The following is a 17214-nucleotide window of genomic DNA, read 5'->3' on the forward strand; positions in this document are numbered from 1 at the left end:
TCATCCCTCCTGGGGCGCGATTTTTAGGACAATCCCGTCTTTTCTATTGATATGCCAGTATATAAAATTCTGGTGTTGAAAATCGACCATCTCGGTCTTGTTTAATACCAAATCAGTTACCTGATAAATGCCTTCCAATCCCAATTTAATCGTGAATTTGACCCCTGATGGATTATTATTGTTATTCACCGCAAAGAGATAATAAGTATTATCGCGTTTAAATAATGCCGAATGGATATTATTTTCTTCGGCACGGCAATAGACCTTTATTTCTAATCCTTCCAAAAGCGCAGTAATCAGTCCAGCCTCTGGTTTCAAACCAATGAATGTCAATCTTCCCTTTCCTATATTCTGGGTATAGCCGACGATATATTCACTGCCCAAGGGTAAATTCGTAAACCAGAATGTAGTATTGAGACATTTCGCCATTATCGGCACTCCAGGAACTTCCTTAAAATAATAGATATAAGGTGATTGGGTATTGATTTCTCTATTGCCGAGTCTGAGCAGGAGTTTTCTGGGGCTCAATTCATAGCCGATAATACCTTCAGGTGTCGGTATATTTAGTATGTTTGCTTCCTGGAAATTGTCATCAAATAAGAATGGTTTGCCAATTATTATAAAATGTCCACCATTCTGGATGTATTTTAAAATCCTGTTTTGATAATCAGCTGACAACCATTCTTCACCTGCATAAAAAAGGACTGGTTTATCACATTCGTTATAATTCAGGTCAAAGAATTCAAAATCTATACCTGTATCATAAAAGGGTTTTAATAAATCTGCACCTGCATAAATGCCAGAGGTTATCTCATTCTGTTTATTACAAACTGCCTGCTGGAGAAAATCAACGGCTATTCCAATATCACAAAGTCGTTTTAAATCAGGTGGTTTTAGTTCATAATAGACCTCAACAATTTTTTTGAATACGGAAAATAGTTCTGGACGCTCTATGCCCCATTCATTTATCGGGCTCATATACCAGTTATCACGATTCACAAGCATATACCAGTTCCAGCCGACTGCACCAGCGAGTAATGCAGAAAGGCATAATAAACGATAATGATTGGCACTCAGGGCACCGGTTTGATAATGCCAGCCATGCCATATCCCGGATTCTAATTCCGCAATAAATGGTAATCTTGAATAAGAAGCGACATAACGAATGGAAAAGAGAAAATGGCGGTGTTCATCCGGACGCCCTACAAATTCATTCGTTGGATAATAATCCGGGGCAGATATATCAGCGACCTTTTCCAGCAGGGACCAGGGCTGGACACCAATTGTATCAACATTGAAATAGAGCGGTATATCAACACCACATTTCTGATAGATTTCTTTATTCCATCTGGCGACCTCTTTTGTATACCACAATAAAAATCTCACGACATCTATTCTTCTACAATCAACTTTTGATACATCATCAAATGCCCGGACATCAGAAAACCTTGAATAATCGCTTTTCCATAATTTGTTCAAATTTGTAATATCACGGTAGCGCTTCTCCAAGAATTCCTGAAACATACCCGGGGTATTACCAAGCCCGAGTTGTTCACCATAAAAATTTATGAATGGATGGATTTCATTATCCGGCTGTAAAAGGATTATTCTTCCACCATTCGTGGCAAAGTATGGTTTCAAAAATTCGGCTATTTCCCGAATCCAGCAGGCTGCCTCTTTCTTAAATTCTAAATGGAGCCGGTGATAAGGGACAAGGCGCTCGGGTACACCAAAATTTATCCATTCTGAATAGATATAAGGACCAGGTCTGATAATAATATAAAAATCCATTTCGCTAAGTAGTTCTAAGAAAGATTTTAAGTCTCTTCTCGGGTCGGTCTTACCAGTAAAATCATATTTATTGACTTCAAACTCATGGAACTGCCAGCAGATATATGTTGATACAATTTGAATTCCAAGTTCTTTGACCTTTTCAAGAATCACCTTCCAGGATTGGGGTGCGAGCCGCCAGTAATGGACCTCACCGCTGAGCAAAGGAATCGCCTTTTGGTCAAGATAGATTTTTTTGTCTTTTATAGAGAGACTAAACAATATTTACTCCGCAATTTTGCTTAAATCCCTAAAATATTCCCTGACTGCCGGATAGAGTGCCCTGTATAATTTGTAGCATTTTTGATATATTTCCGCATTTTTATCCGGTTTTGTAATTCCTGTCTCATAGATTGTCTTTCTGCAACCTTCTTTTGCATCCTTATAGACCCCGGTTCCCACACCGGCAAGGAGTGCGGCGCCGAATGCGGCGCCCTCGGTTGCATTCACAGTTACAATATCAAGGTTAAAGACATTCGCCATTATCTTACGCCATAACAAAGATTTTGCACCACCACCTGATACCCGAACCCGTTTGAATCTTATTCCCATACCATTTAATAATTCAAGGCAGTCCTTTAAACCAAATGTTATACCTTCAATCACCGCTCGTGTCAGATGGGGTCTGCTGTGTTTCAATGATAATCCAAAGAATACGCCACGGGCATAGGGGTCAGGATGGGGTGTCCTTTCACCGGAAAGATAAGGGAGAAAGAGCAGCCCTTCAGCACCAGGTGGAATTGTGCCAGCCTCTTTAGTAATCAAATCATAGATATCAATCCTCACTTTTTCGGCATAGCGTTTCTCATTTTTGTATAATAAATCCCTGCACCATCTCAGGCTTCCTCCAGCAGAAAGCATCACACCCATCAAATGCCACATATCAAATGTAGCATGGCAATAGGTGTGTAATCTTCCGGTTGAATCATATTGATATCTATCAATCGCCGCAAATACAACACCGGATGTACCAATTGTTACGGATACAGTGCCGGGTTCATAGATCCCGGTTCCGATTGCCTGCGCCGCCTGGTCACCAGCACCGGCAATGACCGGTGTACCTTGTTTTAAGCCGGTCAATTTTGCGGCTGATTTGCTAATATATCCGCATACCGCCGGTGATTCAAAAATAGGTGGCAACCAGTCTCTATTTATCTTCAGTCCGTTTATGATTTGTTCTGACCAGTCTCTCTTTGCGACATCAAATAGACAGGTTCCTGAGGCATCTGCAACATCCATACCAAGGTTTCCAGTGAGTTTGAATCGCACATAATCTTTGGGCAAAAGGATATGGGCAATTCTTTTATAGATTTCTAACTCATTATTCTTTACCCACAGGATTTTACCTGCAGTAAAACTTGGCAGGCAGGGTTTTCCAGCAATCTTAATCATCCTTTCTGGACCAATAAGTGAATTTATTTCTTCACACTCTTTTACTGTGCGCTGGTCATTCCAGAGGATACAATTTCTTAAAACACTTTTTTTATTATCAAGGATGACCAACCCGTGCATCTGTCCGGTCAGTCCGATTCCTGCGATATGGTTCGGATTGGTGCGGGATTTTTTTAATACCTGTGTTATTCCCTTTATTGTCGCCTTCCACCAGTCTCCGGGATTCTGCTCAGACCAATTTGGTTTTGGTATGTATACAGGATATTCGTTTGTAGAAGTGGCTATAATTTTACCATCCGGAGCGAGCAAAACAACCTTGGCTCCGGTCGTGCCAATATCAATCCCCAGCAATAACTCTTTCATTTAATTTTGAGTCTGGGCAATTCTGGTAATATCTCCGGTCTCAATGCCCTCATTCGTATCAGGTATGCCTCAATCCAGCCACGTGCCTTATCAGGATTATTGATTGCATACACTATTGATTCATGGTCAAGTTCATTTATCCGGTCATTTGCGGACCTTATTGCATCAATAGAAATCTTTATTGCGGTTTGGACATCCACCCTTTCTGGATTTATATCAATCCCGAACCATCCATTGTATGAATGCATCTTTAAGACATATAAGAGTGCCTCAAATTGCTCGGGTGAGACGACCCCGATATTCAAATCCTGGTCAAAATTTCCAAGGGGCTGGCTATTGAGATGCATATGGGCAAGTCGGGCTTCGCTCAAGGGTAGTGAATAGGCATAGGCGAGGTCTTCATAAGCCATAAGTGCATGTCCAACTTCCGGATTCATACAGCACAACTTATGCCCCTGTTTCAATAATACAAGGTTCTTTTTGTTCTTTAAAAGGGATTCCACTTTGTGGCACAAGAGCAAACCTTCTGCAGTGGTGCCAAAAAGTATTCTGCCCCGTGGCTCATAAGGTTTTGGTTCAAATGCAATCCGCACACCCGGGACTGTATCCATTGCTTGTGCAAGCCCCTGGGCAAATCTATCCCACATTTGAAAGAAATCAATCCCGAATGGATTTTCATAACCATCAATACCGGGCCAGACAACCGCAAAATCCGTATCAAGTTCTTTATTCAAGCGTAGGGTTTCTATGGTAAGTTCAATCGCCTTTTTCCGGTATTTTTCTATGGGATTTGACAGAGAGCCGAATTCAAAATCCTTATCCCGGAATAAAAGGGGGACGATTGTGACGAGTTTCATTCCAGTTGACCTCAAAAATTTCTTCCACAATTCAAGATTTTTTTCGTTTATTTCATTGGGATAATGTGCCTCAATGCCGGTAAGTCCATAATCCAAAAGCTTATCAGCGATATCAAGCCGTTTTTTTATACTTAACTCTTTTTTATATTTATCATGAAATCTTGAGTCCGGGGGAGAGAAATACCAGATACCTGCGGAAAATTTTAAATTGAGTTTAAAATTTTTCAAATGTTGAATGAGTTCTTTTGGGCTCCGGCGTTTTGCCTGTTCCCGCAGATCAACAATTGCCATTTAACCTCCTGGGTTTTTGAAAAAATTAAATTTGCAAGAGCTCTTTTGCTTGATCTATCAATCCTTTTGCCTTTCTCTTATCATTTGCCTCAGCAATTATACGGACAATCGGTTCGGTATTTGATGGACGGATATGGATCCATTCATTCCTTGTGGTTATTCTGATACCATCGGTAAGGTCAACTTTACCCTTGAATTGTTTTAAAATCAATTCTTTCTTTTTCTCAAAATCTTTAGTTGAGATATCAACCTTGTCTTTGAGCATAAAATAATCAGGATAAGATTTTACTATTTCTGAAATTTTTTTATTACTCTTTTTAAGCATTGCTAAAATTATACCGGCGCCGGTCAATGCATCACGGGTGCGATTTATCTTGGGATATATCACACCACCATTCCCTTCGCCACCAATCACTGCCTTTACTTCATTCATCTTTGATACTACATTTGCCTCACCGACCTTTGCGCGATATACTGGACATTTGTGCTTACGGGCAATGTATTCAATCAAACTTGATGTAGAAAGATTTGTAGCAACTGGTCCTTTTTCTTTGTTTAATATAAAATCCGCAGCAAGGGCAAGGGTTTTTTCTTCGCCAATCGCATTTCCTTTTTCATCAACGATTGACAGCCTATCTCCATCCGGGTCAAGGGCAAGACCCAGATCAAGGTTATATCTTTTTACAAGTTCGCATAATTTGGTGATATGTTCAGGCGTTGGTTCCGGTGGTCTTGGAAAGCGTGGTTTGAAATTACAATGTATTTTATACACCTTACAACCCGCCATTTCAAGGAGCGAAGGCAGGGCTTTTGAACCCGCACCACAAACTGCATCAACGCCAATTTTCAATCCGAGTTTTTTTAATTTAAAATGATTGATTATTTCTTTTATGTGTTCTTCATAAGGATTTTTATAATCAGTGCATTCACCAAAATAGCCCATAAACTCAATTATCTTATCAGGGTAAAGGTCAAAAAAATCAATAAATACTGAAAATCTTCTGAATTCCTGTTCATTAATAAATTCACCCCTTGAGGTAATAAATTTTATCCCATTCCATTCCGGTGGGTTATGACTGGCAGTTGCGACCGCTCCACCATCTGCCTTTAGTTTCTTGACCATAAAGACGACTGTTGGTGTGGGAACAATCCCGAGGTCTATTACATTACATCCCATCATATTAAATCCATCTATGACACCACCACCTATCTGTGAATGTGAATCTCTTGCATCATATCCCACAACCAATTTTTTTGCATTTAAGAAGAATGCATATACCTGTGCATAGAAACCAGCGCTTGCATATCCTAAATCCTTAAACGCAATCCCTCTCAATCCTGAGACAGAAAAAATTCTTGGCATGAATTATTATATAAAAAAAATAAAAAATGTCAATTAAACAGATTGAGAATCAGGAGGAAGGATGGTTGGCGGTGGTATTACAAGATTTATATCTTCCAATTTTACATTACCCTGTTTACTTACCCTCAGAATTATTGCCTGATACGGTTTGAATTGTAAATTTATTTCGTTTCGGTGCCCTGCATAATTTATTACAATTTTTATATTCATATCGGTTTCACAGAAAGATTGCCCGTAACGCATTGGATAGGTTATTGACCTTGTCATTGGATGGCTGAAGAAAAGTATGAGTTCATCATCCACTTGCCGACACCAGAATTCAGGTATAAAAGATCCCTCAATCAATGGTGGTTTTTGTGCGGTCTTCTGTAATATCCCGCTCACACTTTTCTGAGAAAAGAGTTCTCTGAGAAGGTCGTCATATCTTTTATCTTTGTTAAAACCAGGCTGGCTCGGTTTTTTTATGATACATATCGGACAACCCATTTTTGCAAGTTTTATTAAATTTTGTAATGCCTTAATATCAAGCCAGTCAAGTTCAATATACAAAAAGTCAAAATCCATTCGTCCGATTTTCAGACGGCCATCAGTATATTCTGAATTTTCAAGGAAATGATTGGTCACCCATATTGGTCTGAATCCTCTTAAATCTTCAGGAAATTTTACATACTGCAATTCCCAGTGGTAACGGGCGCTCGGACGCTGTAGTTCCTCAGGCAGTTCATTCTGTATCCATGTATCTTCAAGGGGTAGGTAGACTGCAACCGGACCATAAGGCTTTCCTGAACGCATCAAATTACTCACCTTTTCAAGATATTGATTGAAATCAGGAAGTTCTTTTACAAAATTGCAATTCGGTCCGGTATGGACTGTAGCATAAAACCGATTTTTGCCACCAGGTGGGTTATAAGGCATCCCGTGCCAGACAATGAAATTTATTCCGTTGGCAAAAAGCGCATCAGCAAGGAGTTTCAAATCCGCAATCTGCTCTTTTTCCTGATATGGACCGGGACCAGGATAAGGTAGCCAGCCATAGATACAGGTAAATGCTTCAGCCGAGACTATATCTTTACCGCTCAATGCACCGGCTGAGGCAGGAATCTGGGAAAAGTGGGGGTCAAATAGCAATGACTCACTCTCGGGCACATCCACGACTGAATACGCTGCAAGTAGATCGGCCGGTGCACCATGACATTGGACACGGGAGACACAATCGAGTCTGTGGCATATTTCGGTAAATGGTAAGTAAAATTCATTGATAACCAATCGGGAAATGAGTTTGCGATAATCATAACGCACCGATTGTCTTTTGCTCAAATCCCTGATATACAATCTTATATCGTAACCAAATTCATCCATAAACAAATTTTCAAATCCATCAGTCCATAACAATTCGGTATCCACTTCCCAGGAATCACAGAATAATGCCGAAGGGCTTATTTTTAATGCGGGCTCAAGTGCCCTGCCCATTTTTTCGGCGTACCTTTCAAGGGCATAGTGGTCAAGATGGTTCAAGATGAAACCCTGTTTTGAATGGGCAATCTCCCAGGATTTTTCCAGACGCTGGGGAGATAGTCCATAAAAATTCTTTGCCGCATCCTTTTCATCAATAAATGAACCACCAAAGGGCCATGAAGTTCCAAAGGTAAAATCGCAACCCAGACCAATATTTGTAGCATATTCTTTGGCAAAGGCGACGACCCTACTCCATTCTTCAGAGAGCCATTCTGGTCCGGGCTCAGAATTGGGCAGGGGATACATAAAAGCGATTTCCACACCACCGAAGTTATTTTTCTTACACCAGTCAAGTTGATATTTGACTACTTCTGGCTCAATCTTTCCAGAAAACCACCACCAGCGGACATAGGGTTTGGAATTTTTGTAAACTTCTTTTACCGCGCTCATCAAAACTTATTATACACCTATTTATCCTGGTGTCAAGGAAAATACCTCTTACTTTTCCTCTCCTATATATTTTTATTATCTTCTAAACTGACTATTGATTTGTAATCAAAAATGATTACAATTGTTATCAAAAAAGGTGTCAAGATATGGATCCTGTAAAGAAGATTTTGGGTAATCTCAGTGTGTAAGATTTCTTAAATAATCAACATGGATAATCCAAAAATATTTTTGATTGGAGACGATAATGACTTACGATGAATTTATTGCGGCTTATCTTGCCAAGGGCTTGATAAAGAAACAAAAAGCAGATTTAAAGGAAGTGGTGAAGGTTCTTAAAAGAGCCCGAATTGACTTGAAAATTGCAAAGGTTAATATCGAGATTGATGAAGGCATCGTCTATTCGGTTGCATATCTTGCTATGCTTAGAGCGGGGCGGGCATTGATGTTATTCAAAGGATTCCGTCCTGACGATGGCAATCAACATAAGACTGTAGTGGAGTTTACTGCATATTATTTTGGGTAATAAATTTAAGACGCTCGTTGCACATTTTGACCGAATGAGGCGCAAGCGTAATATATTTATGTACGATATTGAAGTATCCATATCTGGCTCAGAGGCGAATACAGTTTTTGAGACAGCGGTAGAATTCGTTAATCTGATAGAAAAAAAGATTAAAGAAGAACAACCACAAATAGAACTTGAATTTTAGTTAAAATTATCAAATTGAGATAAACATCTCGCCCGTTTTGTCCGCAAGAAAGAGTGGCGGACTTTTCAGTTCAGGGCGGGACACCCTGCGGACTAACTACTTTTAAAATGGAGAATGCATACATCCCATTCACTTCAATAGTTTTTTTGATAAATCATTACGCCAATGGCATAATGACGGAATAGTGTATTCTGTAGAGACCGGTAAACCAAATTCCATTATTCCAGAATTCTGGAATAATGGAATGGTAGAATAAGGCGTCGGGTGATAATAGATAATGATGCAGTTTTGAATTATCTCTTCAGAAAAGGATATTGGAATTCAGAATTGCACAATTGTGCAATTGTCAAATTGTCAAACGGCAATATCGTTGGGCAATTTTCACCGCCGGCAGGTTACTTTGGGGACTGGATAAATAAAGAAAGAAAATAAAAAAAACGCCCACGCCTTCAGGCGTGGGCGTTAAATCAAGAAGTGACATGCTAAGATGGATTCAAAATCTTATCTTTATTGAATCCGATTTTAGATACAATGTTTTTAATCTTTCCTTTTTTCTCCAGTTCTTCTTCTGCAGACTTAACTAATAGCGTCATAGGCAATTCTGATAGTCTTCGCTCGGCAAACTCTACCAGTGCCCTCAAAACAGCATTTTTTATCTCACCGCCAGTTAAATCAAATCTGTAACCCAGTTCTTCAAAATGCACATCTTTCGCAAGGGGAATTTTAGCCGGTATCAATACTCTCCATATCTTACTCCGCTCTACGGGAGCTGGGTTTTCAAATTTTACTTTAAAGATTATTCTTCTCTCAAATGCCTCATCAATTGCAAACTCGCGATTTGTGGTTAATATTACAACCCCTTCAAATCGTTCTAATTTTTGCATCAGAATGTTGGTCATAAAGTTATGCATCCGGTCAGTGGAAAATGTCTCCGTCATTCTTTGGCCAAATAAGGCATCGGCCTCATCAAATACAAGTACACAATTAAATATCTTGGCTTCTTCAAATACATAGTCAACCGCTTTTTCTGAATCACCCACCCAGCGGGAAAGAATACTGGAGTATTGCACGATGCCAATCTTTTTCTTTAGTTCATAAGCAATTGCCTCACAGGTTGCCGTCTTTCCTGTTCCTGGTGGTCCGTAAAAAAGCATGGACACACCTCTGCCGTATTTTATTGTTGAATCCAAGCCCCACTTCTTGGTTAACTCTTTTAATAAATATGCCTGTTTCAATGCCCTTTTTATTGCCTCCTTTTTTTCCAGAGGAAGGACGATTTTGTCAAAAGATAGTAGTGGTTTACGAATTGTTAGTAAGTTTGCTTCTAATTTTTTTTCTTCATTTTTTGGAACATTTTTCTTTTTTGCCACAACGAAGTATTCAAAAATTTTTTGTAAATATGTTGGTTCTAATTTCACATAACAGTTTAAGGGAAATGCATACCTCTCATCCTGTTCAACAATTATAAGCTTTTTACTTTCAAGGTTTTGAAAAATTGTATATTTTTCCAGAAAATATTCTGGTTCAATGTCAAGTAAACTGAGAATATCATAAATGGTAGTTTCACAATATTTTTCACTAAACTGCCGGAAAAATAAAATTATCAGCACATATTTCTCCTCTTTTTTAAGAGAGAATTTTTGGGCAGTTTCCTCAAAGGGAATTTGCATATCAGATTTTTTGGCAATTTCAAAGATGCCTTCTAATTCTTCTTCTGCCCTTCTTATCTCAGAATTTATTTCGCAAACAGCAAGTTTGACTTCTTCATAATCTTCAGCACTCCAAGACAGATGATTTACTAAATCCATCTTTTTTCTTAACCTTTCGGTGCAGAGTCTGTAGTATTGTAATCCTGCTCTCAAAAATTCTACTTTTATATTTTTATCCATATATTTTCCTCCTTTTTCAAAATTATTCTGGAGATTCAAGATATAAAATTTCACCAAAGGGTGGAGTATTGTTTTCTCCACGTTCGGTTATAATCCATAAAACTGGATAATCTGGTTCCTTACTTTTATCCGGATAACAAGCACAACCATCCGTAAAGAATATCACACCATCTATCGGTTGTGATAAGGTGTTGAGGAAGTCAAAAAATCCTCGGAAATCAGTTCCGCCTCCACCCCTGAGTACCTTATGTTCAACAACCTTGTCGTAGATATCCTCATATTCAGCGATTTCTATTGGTCCGTAGACACTTGTGTCAACACAAACCATTGTTATTTTTGTTTTAGTCCCGCTGAGGGTTGATGCCTCGCTCAAGAACCTTTTAAGTTGGTCATCGTTTATCGATCCTGAGGTATCTATCGCAATCACAATATGTCTATTTATTCCAACAGTACCTGGCAGTATCAATTCTGCTTCGCGTTTATTTTTTTTGTAAAATGAATAATCATCCATACCTTTTCCTATTCGGTATGCGAACATATCCAAAACTTCTCTTAAATCAAGTTTTGGTTTAAGCAAGCCGTCTACATATCGCTCCATCTCTCCGGGTTTATTACCGCGTGAGATGGACTTCGCGAAAATAGCTGCGCGGATTATCATTGTTTTTACCATTTGCTCCATTTTCTTAATCTCTGTCGGATTTAAGCTCCGGGGATCGGGTAAACGGCCACAGATCTTTGAAGAGTTTGGAATTTTCAAATGCTCATAGATTTTCTGAATTTCATCAGCCAGTTGACTCCAGATAAAATGGATAGTATCGCTGTGACCAGGGGAGGACCCTTTGTGGTCATCAATGACGGATTCTTTGCCAACATTAGGGGGAGACCCTTCATTACGAGATTCACCGAGCTTTTTTAATAAATCAATAATTGCTTTTTCCAACACAAGTTTGTCAACTAAATCTGGAGGCAACATTCGGATTATTTCGTCATATATCTTCTCCGCAGACTGCCCGGCAAATTTTTCATTATACAAAGTTGAGGGCGGTAACCTCAAGGATAATTTATCTTTGATAATCGAGTTAATAGCATAATCTATTGCCAACATCCATACACTCCAGATTTTATTTCTACCCCTTCGGATATGGTCGAGTTGATTATGCAGGACTTCGTGGATGAAAATAACCAGATAATAGTCTCGATAATCTTTATATTGGCTCTTTGAAAAATAGTAATGTTTACCGTCGGTAATTGCTGGGCAGTTGAATGGTAATTTATCTTTGATGATTATATTGCCCTGGAGTGCCCAGTATCCAAAATATGGATATTCTTTAATTAGTATTGACCTTGTTTTTATCAGGTAAGCATACATTTCCTTCTCATTTAAGTTTTTCTCTTCCATTCTACCTCCTTAGAAAATAATGATTTTTCCAAAAGTGTTTCTCATTACCGGCCAATATTTAAGCTCCATAATTTTTTCCATCGGGAGCAAAGATTGCAAAATGTTGAATCCGAGGGTCGCCAATTCCATGTCTCCGTTTTCTTGCAGGGCGACAATCAATCTGCTCAATCCTGATGCCTTATCCGGAGAAGCTCCAAGGATTGAAATTAGAAAACACTTTTTATCAATTTCATGCGGTAGTGTTGGTTTTGCCGACTCATCAAACCAAATCTTCCAATCAATGTCACAGTTACAGAAGGTCATAAATTCAATACCGAATGAACTACCCAAACGACCTGTCGCCAGATGTTCAAATACTGGATCATAACTGGGAATATCTTTAATTAGTATTGAAAGTTTCTCCCAGTTTCTTGGATTAGGAAAATTTTGATTTTTATTGTCTAATTCTACATAGATTGCATTGGGTCGGGCATAGAGATAGGCAATAATTCGTGGGTCAATTTTACGCGGAATTGCATATTCATTTATCCATTCCATTGCCGATGGTGTATTGAGTTCAACCACTGAAAAACGGGAGATTAGAGCAGAACGTATCTGGGAAATGTAACCTTCTTTTAAGGAAAGGTTCCCTGCCGCAACTATCATCCAGGAAGGTGGAAGTGTGTATTCACCAAGTTGTCTATCAAGAATAAGCTGGTATGCTGCATTCTGGACTGCGGGTGGTGCAAGATTTATTTCGTCCAGCATTAATATACCACCGTTATCTTGATTAGGCAAAAATTCAGGTATTGCCCAGCGGGTGATATTTCTCTCTTTATCAATATAGGGAAAACCACGCAGATCAGTTGGGTCAAGGAGGGATAGATCCTCTTTTGGATTGCCCGAAAGAATAATATAATTATTATCATCCATTGGCTTATAGATATAGGGGTACTTTTGTAGTATTTCCTGCAGAAACTTATCGTGTAAGATTTTAATTACCAGCCTTTCCTGCATATTTTTTACCTCCTTTTATGTCCACCGATGTCCAGGCATATAATGGTTTTATTTTAATGCCTGAACACCGGTCATTAAAGTGGATAATGTAGCCGTGGATATGCTGTGGGAGAATGTCATTTATTGATTATTCTTTATCATGGAAATCAATATGTTATGCAGCAATATTACATAATATATTGTATTTCCTTTAGGGTGGTCACAATGTTTATCTTTGTGAAGTAATTATTGCCTTCGTTAACTCCGCACAATTTATTGACTTTTTAAAGGCATTGATAATTTCCATTTGCTAATTTTTTGACCCTTTCCAAAATTCTGGATATGTTTTAATTTATCTGGCATAAAAAATTTTATTTCATCAGCTGGATATTGGCAGAAAGACTAAATTCCAGCTTTCTGCTTCTCGCTAACATAATTGAAATATATCAATTTGCCAATGTTTCGAATATTTCCTACTTGGGATTGATATTGCATGCATAACATATTGATATTAAAAAACCTGTGCCGCAAGCGGTCAATATCACTAATCCTGGTCAAGCACCGGAAAGTGAGTTGTTAAAGACCAAATCCCCCAACAGGGGATACAAAACATAAGGACAGCTGCTACTGACGATGCAGTAAACGGCTGAGATATGGTATCTGATAATAATTATAACCCGCAACGAAAGGGGTAGGAGAGGTAGAGCTCGACATTAATCTCTAAATCACTGTTACTACCCCCCCCATATATTTTTATGCATTCAACCTTGAGAGCGTTTCTAACGGTAGTCTTGGTCTAAAAGCGGTCTCGGGCTTCAAACAGCAGACTTTTGGTCAGAAGACCCATCATATATTATAATCAAAATTTTCAAATCGTCAAGGGGTAAAATGCACTTTCGGACTAACCCCATGCATTTTCCTCAGTATACAGTATAATAGTAGCTATATATTATATTAGTTACTACATCCCACCAAGTATGGGTCACAATTCTAAAGCCGATGGATGGAAAAAAACAGGCAGATTGTCTTCTCTATTGACTTTTGCGTATTATTAAATAAACTTAAGTAATATAAAGGAGTACAATATATGGCAAATTACTGGTACGGTTTAGTGATAAGGAACGATGTGAAAAATTATTGTATCAATAACGGTATATTAGTAGATAGAAAGGATAGTAAAGATCTTTATAAAGATGTTAGACCGGGTGATACGATATTCATTATCAAAAAATGGTACAATAGTAATGACTGTGAGATTTATGGTCCATTTATTGCAAAGTCTGGTTTAGAAGAAAAACCAATACAAATTAGTAAACTTACTTTTGACCTGCAAATCAAGATTGAACCATTGGGTGAAATCAGTAAAATTGAAATACCAGATAATGCAGATATCACAAAGGCTATTTTTCAAACAAATAAAAGGCAAATTGATGAAAAAATTGGGAGAGATATAGAAGAGCAATTACAACAAATAAGATTAGAGGCTCAAGAGAAATTTGGGCATAAACCCAGTTTGAAGTTTGAGGATGTAATTGGATTTGAGTATTTGAAAAAGAGAATGAAAAAATTAATTAAAGATTATGAGCGAAAAGAGGCGTATAACCTTCAAATCGCACGCGGTTTTTTTCTATTCGGACCACCTGGAACAGGCAAAACAATATTTATTGATGCGGTTGCTAATGAGTTGGGGTGCGATACTTATCCCGAAATTACCCCGGCGGTAATTGCTGGTTTCCCGGGCGAAGCTGAGAAAAATTTAGAAAATATGCTGGATAGTTATTTCAAGAAATTTGAAAACGAAGGTATTGGCGTTATGTTTATTGACGAATGTGAATCACTATTTCCAGCACGTGCACAAAATTATTCTTCGGTTATGGCGAGAATTGTGCCAACCCTGTTAAGAAAAATAGATAGATTGTTAAAGTATTATCCTCATGAGAAGATATTTATCTTCGCAGTAAGCAATCATCCTGAAGATGTTGATCCGGCATTCCTTCGCCCTGGAAGGTTTGCAGAAATATATTATGTAGGTTTACCGAAAGAAGAAAATATAAGAAAACTCTTTAATTTCTATATCAGACAAAAAATGAATAGTGATACTTTTGACCAGGAGATTTTTAAAGATGATTGTAAAGAATTGTTGAAATTTTTAGAAGACAAAAGAAAATCATTGTGCAACAGAGATAACATACATCCCGAATTCGGTAGATTTTCGCCTGCCGATATTGAAAAAATTATCAAAGATGCGGCATTAGAAGCCCATTATCAAAATAGAAAGATGACTCTTCAGGATTTAAAAGAGGAGATAGAAAAAACAATGCCATCAATTACCAACGAAACCCTTATTGCCATGGAAGACTTCAAAAAATCGCATCCTAACTGGAAAGACGCCGATACTGGAAATCAAGACTGAGAGGAAACCTTACTTGAAATAATCACTTCATACATCTCTTTCAATCTTCGTGCCTTGAAATTGGTTGGCTTTTCGTAATGGATGTTGCTATACGAGGGATGAAATAATACAATCACTTTGAAATTTCTATTATCAAAATGCATATTGAATCCCTCTTCGGGCATTGAGTTGGCAATAGTATATATATTTGCCTTCCTTAGATTCTGTGGGAGATAATCGTTTATCCTGCGCAGGGTTTTTAAGGCATGCTTACCATAAACCACGATATATTCAAGTTTTGGTAAAAGCATTATTTCATTTTTAAGATAATCAACGCAATACCTGTCACAGGTATGATATTTAAAATATTTTCTTTCATAAGGAATACATTTAACCGCCATTGTCCAGTAGACAAATTTATCTTCAGTGGGATTAAAAGGTCTGCCAATCATACGACAAATATCTTTTGTTACTTTACCCTTTTGCGCTATAGCTTTCTTTGTCAAATGTTGGAAAATCTCATCATAACTCAAACTATGATAATTTGGTGGTATTTCTTCAGAAAGGAATAATACCGAAACACAATCAAGTGAACGCTCCAGACGCTTGAACAAAAAAGGCTTAAAATGCTTGAATCTCGGGCATTGATCATTCTGACAGTTCATCACACTATTATGTAAATCATTATAAGTTTTTAAGTCCATTATACCACCTTAAATCAAAAATATTACGCCACCCGCCTTCCGCCATCCGCTAACTTTTCTCTGGCGGTAAGCGGAAAGCGAATAGCGGAAAGCGGACTCGGTCGCAATCCTTTATTCATCAAGGTAAGTTTTCAGACGCACCCCCTCACCCTTCCCTCTCCCCCTTGGGGAGAGGATTAAGGTGAGGGGCATCAAGGTAAGTTTTCAGACGGGGAGATTGCTTGAATCCGTTTCCCCTCGTCGTCGAAGAGTCGCAATCCTTTATTCATCAAGGTAAGTTTTCAGACTGCACCCCCTCACCCTTCCCTCTCCCCCTTGGGGAGAGGATTAAGGTGAGGGGCATCAAGGTAAGTTTTCAGACTACAGAATACATCTAAAATTTTAAGACAAGAATTTGAAAGGGTCGCAATCCTTTATTCATCAAGGTAAGTTTTCAGACAAAAGAATACATTGCCCAGTGGGGTGCCCGGCGTCTTGTCGCAATCCTTTATTCATCAAGGTAAGTTTTCAGACAAAAAGTATTAAAAAGGAGGCAAAAATGAAGGATAGATGGAAGTCGCAATCCTTTATTCATCAAGGTAAGTTTTCAGACAATCCTAAGGGGGCACACCGATTTTTTAATCACTGGGTGCTGGGTGGGTCGCAATCCTTTATTCATCAAGGTAAGTTTTCAGACAGCAGACGACCGCTGAATTTAGCAGAACCGTTATGAGCCGTTTTGCGTCGCAATCCTTTATTCATCAAGGTAAGTTTTCAGACGAAAGATATTGAGCATAATACAATAAACTTAATAAAGGAAGTATTGGGTCGCAATCCTTTATTCATCAAGGTAAGTTTTCAGACTTGGAACAAATGGAAGTGCATGGGTTGGGGATTATAAGGATGGTGTCGCAATCCTTTATTCATCAAGGTAAGTTTTCAGACAAGCCCAGACGGGAGAAGCAGCAGCACCTCAACTAATGAAAACAGTCGCAATCCTTTATTCATCAAGGTAAGTTTTCAGACGAAAACGCAAAAGTATTTTTCTACGAACATTGGCACTCGCCCCGGTCGCAATCCTTTATTCATCAAGGTAAGTTTTCAGACAAAATCACCCGTATTATTTGAATTCTGAAAAGGGAAAAAGTCGCAATCCTTTATTCAT

Annotated in this window: 12 protein-coding genes and 1 CRISPR repeat array; of the genes, 3 read left to right on the top strand and 9 right to left on the bottom strand. The window is 38.4% G+C overall.

Annotated elements, in window-relative coordinates; genetic code table 11:
- The 5 genes from ABIL69_05870 to ABIL69_05890 are packed head-to-tail and all read right to left on the bottom strand — an operon-like array spanning position 1 to position 8001.
- Positions 1 to 2052 carry a beta-galactosidase gene (locus ABIL69_05870; GenBank protein MEO0123517.1) on the bottom strand — a complete coding sequence of 684 codons (2052 nt, stop codon included), beginning with the start codon at positions 2050 to 2052 and terminating at the stop codon, positions 1 to 3.
- A 3-nt stretch (positions 2053 to 2055) separates the two neighbouring features.
- A complete protein-coding gene (gene xylB, locus ABIL69_05875; GenBank protein ID MEO0123518.1) occupies positions 2056 to 3585 on the bottom strand; it encodes a xylulokinase in 1530 nt (509 codons plus the stop codon).
- On the bottom strand, positions 3582 to 4733 hold the full coding sequence (locus ABIL69_05880; protein MEO0123519.1) for a TIM barrel protein: 1152 nt from the start codon (positions 4731 to 4733) through the stop codon (positions 3582 to 3584). Before ABIL69_05880 ends, xylB begins: the two co-directional genes overlap by 4 nt.
- A gap of 25 nt (positions 4734 to 4758) precedes the next feature.
- Complete coding sequence (glmM, locus tag ABIL69_05885) at positions 4759 to 6096, bottom strand: phosphoglucosamine mutase (GenBank protein MEO0123520.1); 1338 nt, start codon at positions 6094 to 6096, stop codon at positions 4759 to 4761.
- Between the two features lie 33 nt (positions 6097 to 6129).
- Entirely contained in the window at positions 6130 to 8001 is a 1872-nt protein-coding gene (locus tag ABIL69_05890) for a glycosyl hydrolase (protein MEO0123521.1), read from the bottom strand.
- Between the two features lie 244 nt (positions 8002 to 8245).
- Here ABIL69_05890 and ABIL69_05895 point away from each other — a divergent pair, with 244 nt between their 5' ends.
- The gene (locus tag ABIL69_05895; protein ID MEO0123522.1) at positions 8246 to 8524 is read left to right on the top strand and encodes a hypothetical protein; all 279 of its coding nucleotides are present in this window, start codon (positions 8246 to 8248) and stop codon (positions 8522 to 8524) included.
- Positions 8525 to 8582: 58 nt separating this feature from the next.
- Positions 8583 to 8711: a hypothetical protein gene (locus ABIL69_05900; GenBank protein ID MEO0123523.1), complete on the top strand. Its 129-nt coding sequence runs from the start codon at positions 8583 to 8585 to the stop codon at positions 8709 to 8711.
- A gap of 482 nt (positions 8712 to 9193) precedes the next feature.
- Here the strand turns inward: ABIL69_05900 and ABIL69_05905 are convergent, their stop codons facing one another.
- The 3 genes from ABIL69_05905 to ABIL69_05915 are packed head-to-tail and all read right to left on the bottom strand — an operon-like array spanning position 9194 to position 12995.
- Complete coding sequence (locus ABIL69_05905; GenBank protein MEO0123524.1) at positions 9194 to 10600, bottom strand: ATP-binding protein; 1407 nt, start codon at positions 10598 to 10600, stop codon at positions 9194 to 9196.
- 22 nt (positions 10601 to 10622) lie between these two features.
- A complete protein-coding gene (locus tag ABIL69_05910) occupies positions 10623 to 11999 on the bottom strand; it encodes a VWA-like domain-containing protein (protein MEO0123525.1) in 1377 nt (458 codons plus the stop codon).
- 9 nt (positions 12000 to 12008) lie between these two features.
- Positions 12009 to 12995, bottom strand: a complete 987-nt coding sequence (locus ABIL69_05915) for a hypothetical protein (GenBank protein ID MEO0123526.1) — start codon at positions 12993 to 12995, stop codon at positions 12009 to 12011.
- A 1066-nt stretch (positions 12996 to 14061) separates the two neighbouring features.
- On the opposite strand from ABIL69_05915, the gene ABIL69_05920 reads away from it, so the two are divergent.
- The gene (locus tag ABIL69_05920) at positions 14062 to 15387 is read left to right on the top strand and encodes an ATP-binding protein (GenBank protein ID MEO0123527.1); all 1326 of its coding nucleotides are present in this window, start codon (positions 14062 to 14064) and stop codon (positions 15385 to 15387) included.
- On the opposite strand, the gene ABIL69_05925 is transcribed toward ABIL69_05920, so the two are convergent.
- On the bottom strand, positions 15378 to 16070 hold the full coding sequence (locus tag ABIL69_05925) for a uracil-DNA glycosylase family protein (protein ID MEO0123528.1): 693 nt from the start codon (positions 16068 to 16070) through the stop codon (positions 15378 to 15380). The two genes, ABIL69_05920 and ABIL69_05925, sit on opposite strands and share 10 nt — an antisense overlap.
- 100 nt (positions 16071 to 16170) lie before the next feature.
- Positions 16171 to 17156: direct repeats of the CRISPR family, unit length 21 nt; unit sequence CATCAAGGTAAGTTTTCAGAC.
- Positions 17157 to 17214: the final 58 nt, after the last annotated feature.

Source organism: candidate division WOR-3 bacterium (assembly GCA_039802005.1).
In the GTDB taxonomy this organism is placed as follows: domain Bacteria; phylum Hydrothermota; class Tepidihabitantia; order SM23-42; family JAOAFX01; genus JAOAFX01.

Bases quoted from the DNA above. Each gene is read 5' to 3' on its own strand.
- ABIL69_05905 (MEO0123524.1), bottom strand. From the start codon at position 10,600: ATGGATAAAAATATAAAAGTAGAATTTTTGAGAGCAGGATTACAATAC.
- ABIL69_05880 (MEO0123519.1), bottom strand. From the start codon at position 4,733: ATGGCAATTGTTGATCTGCGGGAACAGGCAAAACGCCGGAGCCCAAAA.
- ABIL69_05900 (MEO0123523.1), top strand. From the start codon at position 8,583: ATGTACGATATTGAAGTATCCATATCTGGCTCAGAGGCGAATACAGTT.
- ABIL69_05895 (MEO0123522.1), top strand. From the start codon at position 8,246: ATGACTTACGATGAATTTATTGCGGCTTATCTTGCCAAGGGCTTGATA.
- ABIL69_05890 (MEO0123521.1), bottom strand. From the start codon at position 8,001: ATGAGCGCGGTAAAAGAAGTTTACAAAAATTCCAAACCCTATGTCCGC.
- xylB (MEO0123518.1), bottom strand. From the start codon at position 3,585: ATGAAAGAGTTATTGCTGGGGATTGATATTGGCACGACCGGAGCCAAG.
- ABIL69_05925 (MEO0123528.1), bottom strand. From the start codon at position 16,070: ATGGACTTAAAAACTTATAATGATTTACATAATAGTGTGATGAACTGT.
- glmM (MEO0123520.1), bottom strand. From the start codon at position 6,096: ATGCCAAGAATTTTTTCTGTCTCAGGATTGAGAGGGATTGCGTTTAAG.
- ABIL69_05910 (MEO0123525.1), bottom strand. From the start codon at position 11,999: ATGGAAGAGAAAAACTTAAATGAGAAGGAAATGTATGCTTACCTGATA.
- ABIL69_05915 (MEO0123526.1), bottom strand. From the start codon at position 12,995: ATGCAGGAAAGGCTGGTAATTAAAATCTTACACGATAAGTTTCTGCAG.
- ABIL69_05920 (MEO0123527.1), top strand. From the start codon at position 14,062: ATGGCAAATTACTGGTACGGTTTAGTGATAAGGAACGATGTGAAAAAT.